Annotated in this window: 13 protein-coding genes; 8 read left to right on the top strand and 5 right to left on the bottom strand. The window is 67.7% G+C overall.

From position 1 onward, the window contains the following. Positions 1–184 precede the first annotated feature (184 nt). The gene (locus tag SOM18_RS03095; RefSeq protein ID WP_031439703.1) at positions 185–931 is read right to left on the bottom strand and encodes a FadR/GntR family transcriptional regulator; all 747 of its coding nucleotides are present in this window, start codon (positions 929–931) and stop codon (positions 185–187) included. A 276-nt stretch (positions 932–1,207) separates the two neighbouring features. Here SOM18_RS03095 and SOM18_RS03090 point away from each other — a divergent pair, with 276 nt between their 5' ends. Genes SOM18_RS03090 through SOM18_RS03065 form a run of 6 tightly spaced genes read left to right on the top strand, consistent with a single transcriptional unit; the run spans position 1,208 to position 9,459 of the window. After that, positions 1,208–2,605 (top strand): 3-keto-disaccharide hydrolase, encoded by a 1,398-nt coding sequence (locus SOM18_RS03090; protein ID WP_081874157.1) that lies wholly within the window; start codon positions 1,208–1,210, stop codon positions 2,603–2,605. A gap of 13 nt (positions 2,606–2,618) precedes the next feature. Beyond that, a complete protein-coding gene (locus SOM18_RS03085) occupies positions 2,619–3,929 on the top strand; it encodes a Gfo/Idh/MocA family protein (protein WP_031439705.1) in 1,311 nt (436 codons plus the stop codon). A 1-nt stretch (position 3,930) separates the two neighbouring features. Next, complete coding sequence (locus SOM18_RS03080) at positions 3,931–4,785, top strand: FAD:protein FMN transferase (protein WP_042466612.1); 855 nt, start codon at positions 3,931–3,933, stop codon at positions 4,783–4,785. Next, the gene (locus SOM18_RS03075) at positions 4,782–6,053 is read left to right on the top strand and encodes a Gfo/Idh/MocA family protein (RefSeq protein WP_192191011.1); all 1,272 of its coding nucleotides are present in this window, start codon (positions 4,782–4,784) and stop codon (positions 6,051–6,053) included. The genes SOM18_RS03080 and SOM18_RS03075 overlap by 4 nt, the downstream gene beginning before the upstream one ends. Positions 6,054–6,067: 14 nt before the next feature. Further along, positions 6,068–7,225 (top strand): Gfo/Idh/MocA family protein, encoded by a 1,158-nt coding sequence (locus SOM18_RS03070; RefSeq protein ID WP_031440490.1) that lies wholly within the window; start codon positions 6,068–6,070, stop codon positions 7,223–7,225. Continuing rightward, positions 7,222–9,459 (top strand): GH92 family glycosyl hydrolase, encoded by a 2,238-nt coding sequence (locus SOM18_RS03065; protein ID WP_320481268.1) that lies wholly within the window; start codon positions 7,222–7,224, stop codon positions 9,457–9,459. Before SOM18_RS03070 ends, SOM18_RS03065 begins: the two co-directional genes overlap by 4 nt. Before the next feature lie 13 nt (positions 9,460–9,472). Here SOM18_RS03065 and SOM18_RS03060 read toward each other — a convergent pair whose 3' ends face one another. After that, on the bottom strand, positions 9,473–10,627 hold the full coding sequence (locus SOM18_RS03060; RefSeq protein WP_031441688.1) for a cellulase family glycosylhydrolase: 1,155 nt from the start codon (positions 10,625–10,627) through the stop codon (positions 9,473–9,475). Between the two features lie 258 nt (positions 10,628–10,885). Between SOM18_RS03060 and SOM18_RS03055 the strand changes: the two genes are divergently transcribed. Together SOM18_RS03055 and SOM18_RS03050 are read left to right on the top strand one after the other, a co-directional pair. Then, positions 10,886–11,785 carry a 2-dehydro-3-deoxygalactonokinase gene (locus SOM18_RS03055; protein ID WP_031441687.1) on the top strand — a complete coding sequence of 300 codons (900 nt, stop codon included), beginning with the start codon at positions 10,886–10,888 and terminating at the stop codon, positions 11,783–11,785. After that, the gene (locus tag SOM18_RS03050; RefSeq protein WP_031441686.1) at positions 11,782–12,417 is read left to right on the top strand and encodes a 2-dehydro-3-deoxy-6-phosphogalactonate aldolase; all 636 of its coding nucleotides are present in this window, start codon (positions 11,782–11,784) and stop codon (positions 12,415–12,417) included. Before SOM18_RS03055 ends, SOM18_RS03050 begins: the two co-directional genes overlap by 4 nt. A gap of 33 nt (positions 12,418–12,450) precedes the next feature. Here SOM18_RS03050 and lldD read toward each other — a convergent pair whose 3' ends face one another. From lldD to SOM18_RS03035, 3 genes are read right to left on the bottom strand one after another with little or no spacing between them, the layout of a single operon-like run. Continuing rightward, complete coding sequence (lldD, locus tag SOM18_RS03045; protein WP_320481267.1) at positions 12,451–13,584, bottom strand: FMN-dependent L-lactate dehydrogenase LldD; 1,134 nt, start codon at positions 13,582–13,584, stop codon at positions 12,451–12,453. Positions 13,585–13,591: 7 nt separating this feature from the next. Beyond that, the gene (locus SOM18_RS03040; protein WP_031441685.1) at positions 13,592–14,881 is read right to left on the bottom strand and encodes an L-fuconate dehydratase; all 1,290 of its coding nucleotides are present in this window, start codon (positions 14,879–14,881) and stop codon (positions 13,592–13,594) included. Further along, positions 14,878–15,726, bottom strand: coding sequence for a fumarylacetoacetate hydrolase family protein (locus SOM18_RS03035; protein WP_031441684.1), 849 nt, complete (start codon positions 15,724–15,726; stop codon positions 14,878–14,880). The genes SOM18_RS03040 and SOM18_RS03035 overlap by 4 nt, the downstream gene beginning before the upstream one ends. Positions 15,727–15,763: the final 37 nt, after the last annotated feature.

The raw sequence follows: 15,763 nt of genomic DNA, 5'->3' as shown, positions 1-15,763 counted from the left end.
TGAGTCGGCGCGGCCCGACATTTTGCCGCCCCAGTTTTCTAGGGTCGGCGTAGGTCGTCAGGTATCAGGGCCACAGAAATATGACAATATGGAATCATTTGGTCAGACAATTAGTTTGACCAATATTTTGAGGCGCATCCGTAGCCGCGATTTGACAGCATGCACCTCTAGACGCGGGGGCGGGTCAGACCGAGCGACGGGCCAGGGCACGGCGGCGCTGGACGGTCGCGGCCCGCGCGCGTTCGACCGCTTCGGTCTCGGTGACGTCGAGCAGGTGGTCGATCACACGCGCAAGGTGATCGCGCATCGCGTTGCGCGCGTCGACCGGCGAGCGCGCCTCCAGCGCGGTCAGGATCCGGCCGTGCTCGGCCATGCGGTTCTCCGTGCCGAGGCTTCCCGCCTTCGCCAAGACCTCGCGCGCGAGCGGCGAGCGGAAGCGCATGTCCCAGAAGTCGGCCACCGCGGAGATGATCACCGCATTGCCGGTCGCCTCGGCGATCGCGATGTGGAACCGGCGATCCGCGTCCTCTGCCGCGATCGTGTCGTCCTGATCCATCTGCGCCAGCAGACCGCGTAGCTCGACCAGCTGCTCCTCCGTGATCTCGGTCGCGGCGACCGCGGCGACTTCGCCTTCGAGCAGGCGACGCGCCTCGGTGATCTCGAACGCGCCGATATCGAGTTCCTGCTCCGAGTCGTTCGATGACGATGCCAGCACGAACACGCCCGAGCCCTTGCGGGCCTCGACCATGCCCTTCATCTCGAGTGCGATCATCGCCTCGCGGATCGTCGGGCGACTGACCTGAAACCGCTCCGTCAGATCGCGTTCGGCGGGCAGGCGACCGCCGACCTGGAATACCCCGTCCGCGATGTCCGTCATGATCGCCTGCACGATCTTGCGGTAGAGTTTACCGCCGCCTTCAGCGTCCTGCATTGCATTCCTCGTTCGATAGACGGCAGCCTGAACGTCGGCGCCGTCCCCTACATCGCGCGGACACCGGGATCGTCAAGTCCGGTAAGCCCCGAACCAGCGGAAACATCGATAAAATGCCTTACAATCTGTTTGCATGTGGCCCGACCACAAATTAGGGTCGGTTTTGGAGAGACGTACGGCAGCGACATGTCGGCGGTGAAACGATGCGAGACGACCGGACCTGTCCGGATAGGGCTGCCCAGCCCGTGCTCGCAGAAAAGAGAAAAGGGGAGGCGAATGGTTCGAGCACTCGCAATTCTGACCTTGGCGGCCGCACCGTTGCTGCTGCTGCCGTCGGTCGACGCGGCCCCTGCGTCTCAATCCTCCACAGATCAGGCAAAAGCACCGTGGCGCGACGTGACCCCGCGCGCGGGGCTGGCCGGCTGGCGCGCGACCGGCGGCAACGCGACCTACGCGTTCGAGAATGGCGAGCTGATCGGGCGCGCCGAGCCCGGCAAGACCAATAGCTGGCTCGTGTCCGAGGCGCAGTATGGCGACTTCATCGTCGAGTTCGATGCGAAGACCGACCCTGCGCTCAATTCGGGGATGATGATCCGCGGACAGAGCCGGCCCGATTATCGCAGCGGCGTCGTGCACGGCTATCAGGTCGAGATCGATCCGTCGGCACGTGCGTGGAGCGCGGGCATGTATGACGAACAGCGCCGGCAATGGCTGTATACGCTCGGCCGCAACGCGCCCGCGCGGCAGACCTTCCGCTCGGGCGACTGGAACCACTACCGTGTCGAGGCGATCGGCACGCGGTTGCGCAGCTGGATCAACGGCGTGCCCGCGACCGATACCGTCGACGATGTCGATGCGCGCGGGTTCATCGCGTTCCAGGTCCATGCGATCCCCGACGCGGACGCCGCGCGGCATCCCGAGGTGCGGTTCCGCAACGTCCGCGTGATCACCGATGCGCCGGCGCGCTACGCGATGCCCGCGACCGCGCTGCCGCAGCAGGGCTGGCTGAGCAATAAGCTGTCCGCAGAGGAGCAGCGCGAAGGCTGGAAACTGCTGTGGGACGGCAAGACCGGTGCCGGCTGGCGCGGCGCGAAGGGGACAGTGTTTCCAACGACGGGCTGGACGATGGCGGGGGGCGTGCTGCGCGTAGACGGCGGCGGCGGCGACATCGTCACGACGCGCGAATATCGCGATTTCGAGCTCTCGGTCGATTTCAAGCTGGCACCCGGCGCGAACAGCGGGATCAAGTATTTCGTCGATGCCGGCCTGCTGAAGCGCAAGGGCGAGGCGCTCGGGCTGGAATATCAGCTGCTCGACGATGCGCGGCATCCCGATGCGAAGATGGGTCGCGACGGCAACCGGACGCTCGGCTCGCTCTACGATCTGATCGCGGCGAAGAACCTGTCCGACCCGGCAAGCCCGGGCAAGCGGATCAATCCGCCGGGCGAATGGAACCGGGCGGTGATCGTGGTGCGCGGCGCGCGTGTCGAGCACTGGCTGAACGGCTTCAAGATGGTCGAATATGACCGCGGGTCGCCGGCGTTCCGCGCGCTGGTGGCACAAAGCAAATATGCCGGGATCGCCGGGTTCGGCGACGCCGTGCAGGGGCCGATCCTGCTGCAGGATCATGGCGACCGGGTCGAGTTCCGGTCGATCAAGCTGCGTACACTCTAAGGGGGATCAAGCGATGGACCGTCGGACGATGATAAAGGGCGCGGGCGCGACGCTCGGCATGGCGATGACCGCGCGCAGCTATGCACGGATCAAGGGCGCGAACGACCGGCTCAGCGTCGCGATCGTCGGCGTGAACAGCCGCGGCCAGGCGCATATGAGCGCGTTCACCAAGGTCCCGAACGTCGAGGTCACGCATTTCTGCGACGTCGACTCGGCGGTGCTGGCCAAGCGCGCGGCGGCCTTTGCCGCGAAGGGCCATGCCGCGCCGCGGACCGAAGGCGATTATCGAAAGCTGCTCGACAACAAGGCGATCGACATCATCACCGTCGCGACGCCCGATCACTGGCACGCCAAGCTGGCGGTCGACGGGATGAAGTCGGGCCATCACGTCTATTGCGAGAAGCCGATCGGCATCGCGCCCGCCGAGGGCGAGGCGATGATCGCCGCGCAGAAGAACACCGGGCGCCAGCTGCAGGTCGGCAACCAGCAGCGGTCGAGCCCCGAGACGCGGCAGCTGCTCGCGCTGGTCCAGGCGGGCGAGCTGGGCGACGTGTACGAGGCGCAGACCTGGTACGCCAATAATCGCGGATCGATCGGCAAGGGGCAGCAGGTCGCACCGCCCGCGACGCTCGACTGGGACATGTGGCAGGGCCCGCGCCCGCGTGCGGCGTACCGGTCGAACCTGGTGCCGTATAACTGGCACTGGTTCTGGCAATATGGAACGGGCGAGCTGTGCAACAACGCAATGCACGAACTCGATATCGCGCGCTGGCTGATGGGCCTGACCTATCCGACGAAGGTCGAGGCGAAGGGGGCCAAGCGCTTCCACGCGGGCGACGACTGGGAGATGTACGACTCGCTGTCGCTCGACCTGAATTACGACAAGGACCGCGTGATCCGCTGGAACGGGCAGAGCTGCAACGCGATGCAGACTTATGGCCGCGGCCGCGGCGTGCTGCTGCTCGGGACAAAGGGGTCGGCGGTGGTCGATCGCAACGGGTTCGAACTCTATGATCTGGCGGGCAAGTCGATCCGGCAGGTAATGGCCAAGGCGACGTCGGAGACGACCGGCACGGTCGGCGAGGGGGTGCTCGACGTCTATCACGCGAACAATTTCGTCGATGTGATCCGCGGCAAGGCCACCACGCTCAACTCGCCGATCACCGAGGGGCATATCAGCACGACGCTCTGCCATCTGGGCAACATGGCCTATCGCACCAACAGCGTGCTGACCGTCGATCCCGCGACCGGCAGGCCGAGCAGTGCCGAGGCGATGAAGCTGTGGTCGGTCGCCTATGAACCTGGCTGGGAGGTCAAGGCCTGACGTGGGTATCGCCGCGCGGGTCGAGCGCTTCGTCGCGATGGGGACGCGGATCGAGCTTCACGTCTTCGGTTCAGGGTCTGCGGATGTGATGGTCGCGGCGCGGCGCGCGATCGAAAGCGTCGACGACGCGCTGACGATCCACCGGCCGTCGCCGACGACCGCGCTCAACGACGAACTGCTCGCTGGGCACGGCGTCGCGATCGACGATCCGGTATTGATCGACGCGCTGGTCGCGATCGACGAGGCGCATGCGCTGACCCTAGGCCTGTTCGATCCGGCCGCCGATCGGCGGTTCGCCGGGGCGGGCTGGGGCGATCTCGTGTTCGACCGCAGCACCGCGCGGATCGCCGCGACTCGGCCGCTCGCGCTCGATTTCGGCGGATTCGGCAAGGGCTTCGCACTCGACCGCGCGAGCGCCGCGCTGCGCAAGGCGGGCGTCGTCTGCGCGTGCCTGTCCGCGGGTGAAAGCTCGATCGCGGTGATCGGGGAGCATCCGCTGGGCGGCGGGTGGCCGTTCGCGATCCCCGATCCGTCGTGCACTGACGCGGTGCTGGTCGAGGTCGAGCTGGTCGACGAGGCGCTCTCGATCTCGACGACGGTCGGCGCCGGCACGCAGGCGCCCGAGCGCGCGGCGATGATCCGCCCCACCGATGGCGGGATCGTGACCGCGGCGCGCTGTACCGTGGCGATCGATCGCAGCGGCGGCATAGCGGAGGCGATGAGCACCGCGCTGCTCGTCGCCGATGCGGCACGCGCGCGACGCCTGCTCGACGCGGCGCCGGCGCGGCGGTTCCTGTACGATCTTTCCAAGGCGGCGGCGCCGACCGACGACACAGCAAGGATGCAAGCGGCATGACCGACAAGGATTTCGACCTCTCGCGGCGATCGTTCATCGATCGCGTGCTGACGGCGACGGCGGGCGCGGGGATGGCGGCCGCCGCACCCTGGGCGGTGTCCGCAGCCTCCGCCGCGGCGGGCGCCGAGCCGGTCAAGTCGAACCCGGTGCGGCTGGGCGTGATCGGCACGGGCGACCGCGGCCGCGCGCTGATCCAGAACATCGCCAAGTCGCGCAACTGCACGGTCGTCGCGATCTGCGACAGCTATGCGCCGAACCTCGTCAAGGCGCAGCAATGGGCGCCGACCGCGCGGCGCTTTGCCGATCACCGCGCGATGCTCGATGCGCGCGGGATCGACGCGGTGGTCATCGCGACGCCGCTCGACACGCATGCGAAGCTCTGCTTCGACGCGTTCGACGCCGGGCTGCACGTCTGGTGCGAAAAGGCGATGGCGCGGACGATCGCCGATTGCGGCGCGATGATCACGCACGCCAAGGCGGCGGGCAAGATCCTTCAGATCGGGCATCAGCGGATGTTCCACCCGACCTACCTCAACGCACTGAAGCGCGCGCGCGCGGGCGAGATCGGCACGCTGACACAGATCCGCGCGAGCTGGCACCGCAACAATGCCTGGCGCCGCGCGGTGCCTGCCGATGCGAACGACCGGCAGATCAACTGGCGGCTGTACCGCGACCGGTCGGCAGGGCTGATGACCGAGCTCGCGACGCATCAGCTTCAGGTCGGTAACTGGTTTCTCGACGCGGTGCCGACGCGGGTGATCGGGTCGGGCAGCATCTGTTTCTGGAAGGACGGCCGCGAGGTCTATGACCATGTCGCGCTGATCTACGAATATAGCGGCGGGCGGAAACTGATCTACACCTCGCTGCTCAACAATGCGCGTTATGGCTGCGAGGAGCAGATCCAGGGCAGCAAGGGGACGATCGAGCCCGAGCTGGGACGCATCTATCAGGAAGTGCCTGCCAAGGTTCTGGCGTTGCAGCGGATGCACAAGGACGTCGCGCGCGGCCACAAGCGCACGGTGCCGATCGGCGGCGCGACCTGGTTCCCCGAGCTGCCCGTGACGACACCCGGCGAGTCGCTTGGCTGGGGCGAATATGACGAGACGATGCTGCAGTTCGAGGGCTTTGGCGAGGCGGTGCGCGCGGGCAAGCCGCTGCCCGGCCTGTTGCGCCAGGCCTATCAGGCGAGCGTCGCGTCGCTGCTCGGCGAGCAGGCGATGGACAGCAACCAAGCAATGACCTGGCCGACGAACCTGGTCGCGATCTGAAAGGGGATAGAGCTGTGAGCGACACCAACCGCCGGGGACTTCTCGGGCTCGGACTGACCGCCGGACTGGCCGCGGGCTTCGCTGCCGACGCGTTCGCGCAATCCGCCACGCGCGGCGACGCGCCGACCGAGGGGGCGGTGGCCAAGCCCGCGCCCGAAGCCAAATACCGCGTGCCGTTCGCGGTGATCGGGATGGACCACAACCATATCTATGGCATCACCGACGCGGTGATCCGCGGCGGCGGCGTGCTGACCGCCTTCTACGCGACCGATCCCAAGCAGATCGCGATGTTCCGCAAACGCTATGGCGACATCAAGCTGGCACGGTCCGAGCAGGAGATCCTCGACGACCGCGCGATCAAGCTGGTGTGCAGCGCAGCGATCCCCGTGCTGCGCGCGCCGCTGGGCATCCGCGTGATGCGCGCCGGCAAGGATTATCTGAGCGACAAGGCCGCGGTCGTGACGCTCAAGCAGCTCGCCGATGTCCGCCGCGCGATCCGCGAGACGGGACGCAAGTTCGCGATCATGTATTCCGAGCGGCTCGAGGTGCCCGCCGCGGTGATGGCGGGGCAGCTCGTCCATGACGGCGCGATCGGGCGCGTGATCCAGACGATCAACCTCGCGCCGCACCGCCTGTCCGCACCGAGCCGTCCCGACTGGTTCTGGGACCCGGCGCGCAACGGCGGCATTCTGACCGATGTCGGCAGCCACCAGGCGGACCAGTTCGTCTATCTGACGGGCAGCAAGCGCGCGCAGGTGCTCGCGTCGCAGACGGGCAATTTCGGCAATCCCGCGCATCCCAAGTTCGAGGATTTCGGCGACATGATGCTGAGCGGCGATGGCGGTGCGGGCTATGTCCGCGTCGACTGGTTCACGCCCGACGGCCTGTCGACCTGGGGCGACGGCCGCCTCTTCATCCTCGGCACCGAGGGCTATATCGAGCTCCGCAAATACGTCGACATCGCGGGACGTCCGGGCGGCAACCACCTGCTGATCGCGGACAAGAAGGGCACGCGCTATCTCGATTGCTCGAAGGTGCCGCTGCCGTTCGGACCGCAGTTCGTGACCGACCTGGTCGAACGCACGTCGGTCGCGCAGGATCAGGAGGGCGCGCTGCTCGCCGCCGAACTCGTGCTGACCGCGGAGGCGCGTGCGACTCCGGCGAAGCGATGACGGCGCGCCGCGGCGCGGCGGCCTGCACAGTGCTGCGCGCGATCGGCATCGGCGTGGCGCTTGCGGCGGCCGCACCAGCCGCACCGGGGCCGGGTCGCGATCCCCTGCCGCTCAGCGACTATGTCGATCCCCTGATCGGTACCGGGGACGACGACGAGGGCGACACGATCCCGGGGCCGACGCTGCCCGCGGGGTCGATCCACCCCAGCCCGAACACGATCACCGCGGCGACCAGCAATGCAGGCTATGACCGCGCCGCACCGCTGAGCGGGTTCGCGCAGCTGCATACGCAGGGGTCGGGCGGGGTGCCGAGCTATGGCACGTTCCTCGTCTCGCCGCAGACGGGGCCGCTCGCGACGACCGAGGCGGAGCATCTCTCGCCCAAGCGCGACGAACGCGCGCGGGCGGACGGCTACCGCGTGACGCTCGCGCGCTATGACACCGACGTCGAGATCGCGCCCGCGCACCATGCTGCGCTGTACCGCTTCACCTTTCCGGACAGCGGCGACGCGCATCTGCTGTTCGACGTGACGCGCAAGATCATGGGCGAGCTCGGCACCGCGGGATCCGAGGTGACGCTATTTCCCGAGCAGGGCAAGATCGTCGGCCGCGTCCGCACCCGGCATTACTGGTCGCCCGCGGAGGTCGATATCTGGTTCGTCGCCAGGGTCGACGCGAAGCCGACCGCCTGGGGAGTCGAACGCGCCAACGTCCGCACCCCCGGCGCGACGCGCGCGAGCGCGCCCGCCGACCAGCCGCTGCGCGCCTGGTGGACGTTCGGCAGCGCGGGTCGCGAGCCCGTGACGATGAAGATCGCGGTTTCCTTCGCCAGCGCGGCGCGCGCCGAAGCGCTGCTCGCACAGGACCTGCCCGGCTGGGACATGGCCGCGGTTCGCAGCGCGGCGGGCAAGGCGTGGAACGACGCGCTCGGGCGGATCACGATTGACGGGGCCGGCCCGGCGGACCGGCGGCGCTTCTACACCGCGCTCTACCACAGCGTCATCCAGCCACGCGACCGGACGCAGGACCAAGCGGACAGCGAGCGCGCGTCGCCGCTCTATGACGATCACTATACGCTGTGGGACACGTATCACACGCTCTTCCCGCTGATGTCGCTGATCCGGCCCAAGGCCTATGCCGGCGTGATCGGATCGTTCGTGCGGACGTGGGAACGCTATGGCGCGGCGGATACCGCGTTCATCGCCGGGCGCAATTTCCATGTCGGCCAGGCGGGCGACGAGGTCGACAATGTGATCGGCGAGGGATTCCTGCGCGGCGTCCCCGGCGTCGACTGGCAGAAGGCGGCGAACGTCGTCCTGTTCAACGCGTTCGAGCGGCGCCGGCCGCGCTATCTGGTCGACGGCTATTTCGCGGTCGACGATCGCAGCCCCGAGGGGACGCCGCAGCGGTCACGCTCGGGGTCGGCGACGATGGGCATGGCGCTCAATGACTATTACGCAGCGAAGGTGGCGGCAGGCACGGCACACCCCGCCGAGGCCGCGCTGCTCGAGACGCGCGCGCGGAACTGGCGCAACGTCTGGGATCCGCGCGCGGCGAGCGACGGCTATACCGGGTTCGTGGGGCCACGCTTCGCCGACGGACGTTTCCAGCCGAACGACCCCAAGCGCGGCTGGGACGGCAAGACGCACGACAATTTCGGCTTCTACGAGGGGACGGGCTGGATCTACTCCTATGCCGCGGTCCACGACGTTCCGGGCATGGTCGCGATCATGGGTGGGCGCGCGGCGTTCACGCGGCGGTTGCAGCATGCGTTCGACGCGGGGCTGATCGACTTCACCAACGAGCCGTCCTTCTCGACGCCCTGGCTGTTCAGCGAGGTCGGGCGCCCCGATCTGACGAGCAAATATGCCGATATCGTCTTCCGGCGGTTTACCGCGGACGCCTATCCCGGCGACGAAGACAGCGGCGCGATGAGTTCGCATTACGTGTTCAACCGCCTCGGGCTGTTCCCGAAACTCGGCAGCGACCTCTATTACCTCCACGCGCCGCACCAGCCGCGGAGCCGGATCACGCTCGAGGGCGGGCGGACTTTCACGATCGTCGCGCGCGGGCAGGGGGCGGGGACGCGCTACATCCGCGCGGCGCGGCTCAACGGGCGACCGCTCGATACGCCGTTCGTCTCGCAGGCGGCAATCCTGCAGGGCGGGACGCTCGAGCTCGATCTGGGTCATACGCCGAACGACTGGGGTCGCGCGGCGTCGTCGCTCCCCTGAGACCCGATCGGCGTCAGCGCCAATGTGCGCCGGGTTCGCCGGAAATCACGGTCTTTGGTGCCGCGCTCAGCCGGCGGATCAGGGCGGTCTCCGCCTTGCGATACGGCGTGCCGTCGGCGCGGAAGACCTCGTGGAACCAGATCGTCGGCTCCTCCATCACATAGGGCTTCTTCCAGCTGTCCCAGGGCAGCCGCGTCTGCGTCTTTCCATCGACGAACCCCCAGTTCATCATCGCGACATTGTAGCGCTTGGCGATCGGCAGCGAGCCGTCGAACGTCGATCCGTTGCCGCGCGCCATATATTCGGTGCACAGGATCGGCCGGTCATACGGCAGCAACTGGCGCACGCGCGCCTCGAACGTCTCGGGCCAGCTGTAATCGTGGAAGCTGATGACGTCGGACTGGCCGAGCTGCAGCGTCTCCATCGGCGACAGCTTGCCACCGGTCGGGGTCCAGTCGTCATGCTGCCACACGCCCGACGTCAGCGGCTGTGACGGGTCGGTGTCACGTGCCCAGTCGAACGCCTGCGCGAGAAGCGCGCGGACGAGCGGTTCCTTGCCCTCCTGGCCCCTATACTGGTCGGCGCCATTGTCGGGTTCGTTCCAGACGTCCCAGCCGAGGATGCGGTCGTCTTTGGCGAATGCCCCGACGATCCCCTGCACATAGGCCTTGTACGCGGGGTAGCGGCTCCGGTCGCGCAATCCCGGCAGGCCCGGACCCTGCACCCAGCCCGAATTGTGGACGCCGGGAATCGGCGGATGCTGGGGCCCGAGCTTCGGATCGGGATCCCAGCAGCTGTCGAACAGCACGAACAGCGGGCGGATGCCGTGCGCGTGCGCGATCGTCAGGAACGCGTCGATGCGGCGCTTGAAGCCTTCGGGATCCTGGACCCAGAGCTGGTCGTGGAGGAACACGCGCATCGTGTTCATCCCGATCGCTTGGGCGAGGCCGAGTTCGTATTCGATCCGCTTGGGATCCCAGGTCGCCGCCTGCCACATTTCGAGCTGGTTGATCGCGGAGGCGGGGGTGTAGTTCGCGCCCACCAGCCAAGGCTGTCTCGCGTACCAGGCCTTGGCCTGCGCCTCGGTCCAGCGCGGGCGGGCATCGGCGGTGCCGACGCTTAGCACAGTCGTCGTCGCCGCGAGCGCGGCCAGCAATAGCTTGCCCATGTCTTCCTCCCCTGTCGGTCATTCTCGTTGCAGATCAGGTACGTCAGGCCGAATTGACCGTAGGCCAGGCCGGTCCAACGCGGAACCGGTGAAACAATTGCTTCTTCGTCGCACATAATTATAGGATTAGTAATAGGCGTCGCGCGGGTCAGCGGCGGCCGCGAACGGGAGCCCGGTTCTGGAAAAGCGTTTGATCTCGCCCGATCGGGTGATCGCAGCGGGTTCGCTATTCGCCGTCAGCCATGTCAGGCGCGGTCGATGAGCTATACCGTCGCTGGCGACTGGGGCACGAGCAACCTGCGGCTCTACCGGATCGAGGACGGTGCGGTTGTCGATCGCGCCGCCGGGCCCGGTATCGGGGACCTTGGCGACCAGACACCCGAACAGGTGCTGCGCGGCGCGCTCGCACGCTGGCGCGCGACATCGGAGCCGCGCGCGATCCATCTCTGCGGCATGGTGGGGTCGCGCAACGGCTGGATCGAGATTCCCTATGTCGACTGTCCTGCCGATCCGGCAATCTGGGCGGCAGGATCGGCGCGCGCGATGGTCGACCGGATCCCCGTCACGATCGGCGCGGGGCTTGCCTGCACGCGCGGCTCTGGCGCACCCGATGTGATGCGCGGCGAGGAGACGCAGATCTTCGGTGCGATGGCGCTTATGCCCGAGCTTGCATCCGGACGTCATCTGATCGCGCTGCCCGGTACGCACAGCAAATGGGCGAGTGTCGAGGACGGCCGGGTGGCCGGGTTCCAGACCTTCGTGACGGGCGAGCTGTTCGCGCTGCTGCGGCGGCATTCGACGTTGACGCGTGCGGCGGCGGATGATGGCGCGGCCGAGGATGACGCCATCGGTTTCGACGCTGGGCTCGACCGTATCGCCGAGGGCGGGCATTTGCTCGGCGCGCTGTTCGAGACGCGGGCAGCGCAACTGCGCACGGGCGCCAGCGGCCGCTGGGCGCTGGGGTTCCTGTCCGGGCTGGTCATTGGTGCCGAGATCGCCGAGATCCTGCCCGCGGCCACCGGCACCATCACGCTGATCGGTGATCCGGCGCTCGCCGACCGCTATGGCCGCGCGCTCGCGGCACGCGGCCTTGGCGCTACCGTTCATACCGGCGAAGCCTGTGCGCTTGCCGGCCTTGCCTTGCTGGAGACACCATGACCGTCGATGATCTGCTAGCATCGGGCACCGCGCCCATCGTCGCCATCCTGCGCGGCGTCGCACCCGACGAGGTGCTGGCGATCGGCGAGGCGCTGGTCGACGCCGGCATCCGCCTGATCGAGGTGCCGTTCAATTCGCCGGACCCGGCGACGAGCATCCGCATGTTGCAGCAGGCGTTCGGCGACCGGGCCGCGATCGGCGGGGGGACGGTGCTCGACATCGCCGCGGTCGAGGCGCTGGCCGCGACCGGCGGCACGATCATGGTGACGCCCAACACCAACCCCGCCGTCATCGCCCGCGGCGTCGAACTCGGGCTCGAGCCCATGCCCGGGTTCGTCACGCCGAGCGAGGCGTTCCAGGCGATCGCCGCGGGTGCACGACGCCTGAAGCTGTTTCCCGCGGTCGCGTTCGGACCCGCTTATCTGAAGGCGGTGCGCGAGATCCTGCCGAAGACCGTCCGTGTCTGGGCAGTCGGCGGCACGGGGGCGGACAATCTCGCCGATTGGCTGGCGGCGGGTGCCGAGGGGATCGGCGTCGGTGGCGCGCTCTACAAGCCCGGCGACAGCGCCGCCACCGTCGGCACGCGCGCCCGCGCACTCGTCGCAGCCTGGCAGGCGGCGCGGTCCGTGTAACGCGGGGCTTGGGTAGCGCGGTCGTCCGCAATCCTAGGCCAGGATAGTCCGATCGATATCGGCGATCCGGCGGACGCCCGTCAGCGCCATCGCGACGCGCATCTCGCGCTCGATCAGCGTCAGCAGCAGGTCGACCCCGGCCTCGCCCCGCGCGGCCAGCGCATAGACCCAGGCGCGGCCGAGCAGCACGCCCTCCGCGCCGAGTGCAAGCATCCGCACGACGTCTAGCCCCGACCGTACGCCGGAGTCCGCCAGCACCGTGACCTGGCCGCGGACCGCGTCCGCGATCGCCGGCAGTGCGCGTGCAGTCGACAGCACGCCGTCGAGCTGGCGGCCGCCATGGTTGGAAACGATAATGCCGTCCGCGCCGATCTTCACCGCCTCGCGCGCATCCTCGACGTCGAGGATCCCCTTGATGATCAGCGGCCCATCCCAGGCCGAGCGGATCCATTCGAGATCGGCCCAGCCGATCGACGGATCGAAGTTCGCGCCGAGCCAGCCCATATAGTCATTGAGCCCGCTGTTGCTGCCGAGCACGGGTTCGAGGTTGCCGAGCTTGTGCGGCCGCCCGCGCAGCCCGACGTCCCACGCCCAGCCGGGCCGGCCCATCGCCTGCAGGACGCGCTTCAAGGGGGCGCCCGCGCCGGACATGCCGGAATGCCCGTCGCGGTACCGCGCGCCCGGGACCGGCATATCGACGGTGAAGACGAGCGCTTCCGCACCTATCTGTTTCGCAGTGGCGATCAGGTCGCGCATGAACGCCCGGTCGCGGATGACGTAGAGCTGGAACCACAGCGCACCCGTACCGCTCGCCTGCTTCACCTCCGACAAGGGGCAGATCGAAACGGTCGACAGGCAGAAGGGCACGCCAGCGGTGGTCGCGGCACGGGCTGCCTGGGTTTCGCCGCGCCGATGATACATGCCGCTGATCCCGACCGGGCCGAGCGCAACGGGCAGCGCCATCGTCCGCCCGAACAGCGACGTCGTCAGATCGATGTCGGCGACGTCGCGCAGCACGCGCTGGCGCAGCGCAATGTCGGCGAGGTCGTCGACATTGCGCCGCAGAGTCTGCTCCGCATAGGCGCCGCCATCCGCATAATCGAACAGGAAGCGCGGCAGCCGCCGTCGGGCGGCTTCGCGGAAGTCGTGCGTCGAGGCGATGATCATGACGCGATCAGTATCGCACTTCCGCCGATACCGCATAACGTTCGAGCGATGCGGGCTTCATCTCGATCGAATAGCCCGGCCGCGTCGGCGGCATATAGGCGGCATCGCGGATGACGCAGGGATCGACGAAATGCTCGTGCAGATGATCGACATATTCGATCACCCGACCCTCGCGCGTGCCCGAAAAGCACAGATAGTCGATCATCGACAGGTGCTGGACATATTCGCACAGTCCCACGCCGCCGGCATGCGGACAGACCGGCAGGTCGTGCTTGGCCGCCATCAGCAGGACTGCGAGCACTTCGTTGACGCCGCCGAGACGGCACGCGTCGATCTGCACGACGTCGATCGCGCCTGCGTCCATGAACTGTTTGAACAAAATGCGGTTCTGGCACATCTCGCCGGTCGCGACCTTGACCGATCGGATCCCGCGGCGGATCTTGGCATGGCCCAGCACGTCGTCGGGGCTGGTCGGCTCCTCGATGAACCACGGGTTCGCGAAGGCGAGCGCGTTGACCCATTCGATCGCTTGGTCGACCTCCCAGATCTGGTTGGCATCGATCATCAGCTTGGCATCGGGACCGATCGCCTCGCGCGCGATCCGCAGCCGGCGGATATCGTCGTCGAGATCGCGCCCGACCTTCAGCTTGATATGATCGAACCCGGCATCGACCGCCTCGCGCGCCAGCCGGTAGAGCTTCTCGTCCGAATAGCCGAGCCAGCCCGCCGACGTCGTGTAGCAGGGAAAGCCCTCGGCCTTGAGCGTCGCGACGCGCTCCGCCTTGCCCTCGGCGCGCTTGGTGAGAAGCGCGAGCGCCTCGTCGGGCGTGATGCAGTCGGTGATGTATCGGAAGTCGATCGTGCGGACGAGTTCCTCAGGCGTCATGTCCGCGACCAGCTGCCAGACCGGCTTGCCGACGCTCTTCGCCCACAGATCCCACACCGCGTTGACGACGGCGCCTGTCGCCAGATGGATCGCGCCCTTGTCGGGGCCGATCCAGCGCAGCTGGCTGTCATTGGTGACGTGGCGCCAGAACCGCCCGGCATCCGCCGCGATCCAGTCGAGGTCGAGCCCGATCACCCGCTCGCGCAGTGCGCCGATCGCGGCGACGCAAATCTCGTTGCCGCGCCCGATCGTGAAGGTCAGGCCGTGCCCTTCGAGCCCGGCCGTGTCCGTCTCCAGCACGACATAGGCGGCGGAATAATCGGGGTCGGGATTCATCGCGTCCGAGCCGTCGAGCGAAAGGCTCGTCGGGAAGCGGACGTCGCGAATGCGCAGCCCGGTGATCGTCGTCATGCGCGCGATTCCACGACGCGCTGGGTCTGCTCGCCAAGGCCTTCGATGCCGAGGCGCATGACATTGCCCACCGCCAGATATTTGGGCGGCTTCTGGCCGAGGCCGACGCCGGGGGGCGTGCCGGTCGAGATCACGTCGCCCGACTGGAGGCTCATGAAGCGGCTGAGATAGGACACGATCTCGGCCACCCCGAACACCATCGTCGCGGTCGTGCCATCCTGATACTGGTGACCATCGACCTCTAGCCACAGCCGCAACGCCTGCGGATCGGGCACCTCGTCGGCCGTGACAAGCCACGGGCCGATCGGGCCGAACGTGTCGCAGCCCTTGCCCTTGTCCCAGGTGCCGCCCCGCTCGAGCTGGTATTCGCGCTCGCTGACGTCGTTGATGACGCAATAGCCCGCGACATGCGCCATCGCATCGGCTTCGTCGATATAGCGCCCGGGCTTGCCGATCACGACGCCGAGTTCGACTTCCCAGTCGAGCTTGGTCGAGCCGCGGGGCATTTCGACCGCGTCGTCGGGGCCGCAGATCGCGCTCGTCCATTTGTTGAAGATGACCGGCTCCTTGGGCACGTCCATCCCGCTTTCGGCGGCGTGATCGCTGTAATTGAGGCCGATGCAGATGAACTTGCCGACCGCGCCGACGCAGGCGCCGTAGCGCGGCGTGCCGTCGACCAGCGGCAACGTCGCCGGGTCGATCGCCGCCAGCGTCGCGATCCCCTCGGGCGTCAGCGCATCGCCGGCAATGTCGCCCACGACCCCCGACAGATCGCGGATCGCACCATCGGCATCGAGCATGCCGGGCTTTTCATGGCCGATCGGGCCGTAGCGTAACAGTTTCATGGAGCAAACGTCCTCTGGTTCTAGGTCGTGGGGAAGG

The sequence above is a fragment of the Sphingomonas sp. CFBP9019 genome, from assembly GCF_034045155.1.
Taxonomy (GTDB): Bacteria; Pseudomonadota; Alphaproteobacteria; order Sphingomonadales; family Sphingomonadaceae; genus Sphingomonas; species Sphingomonas aerolata.
This window is presented reverse-complemented; position numbering and strand designations above follow the sequence as displayed.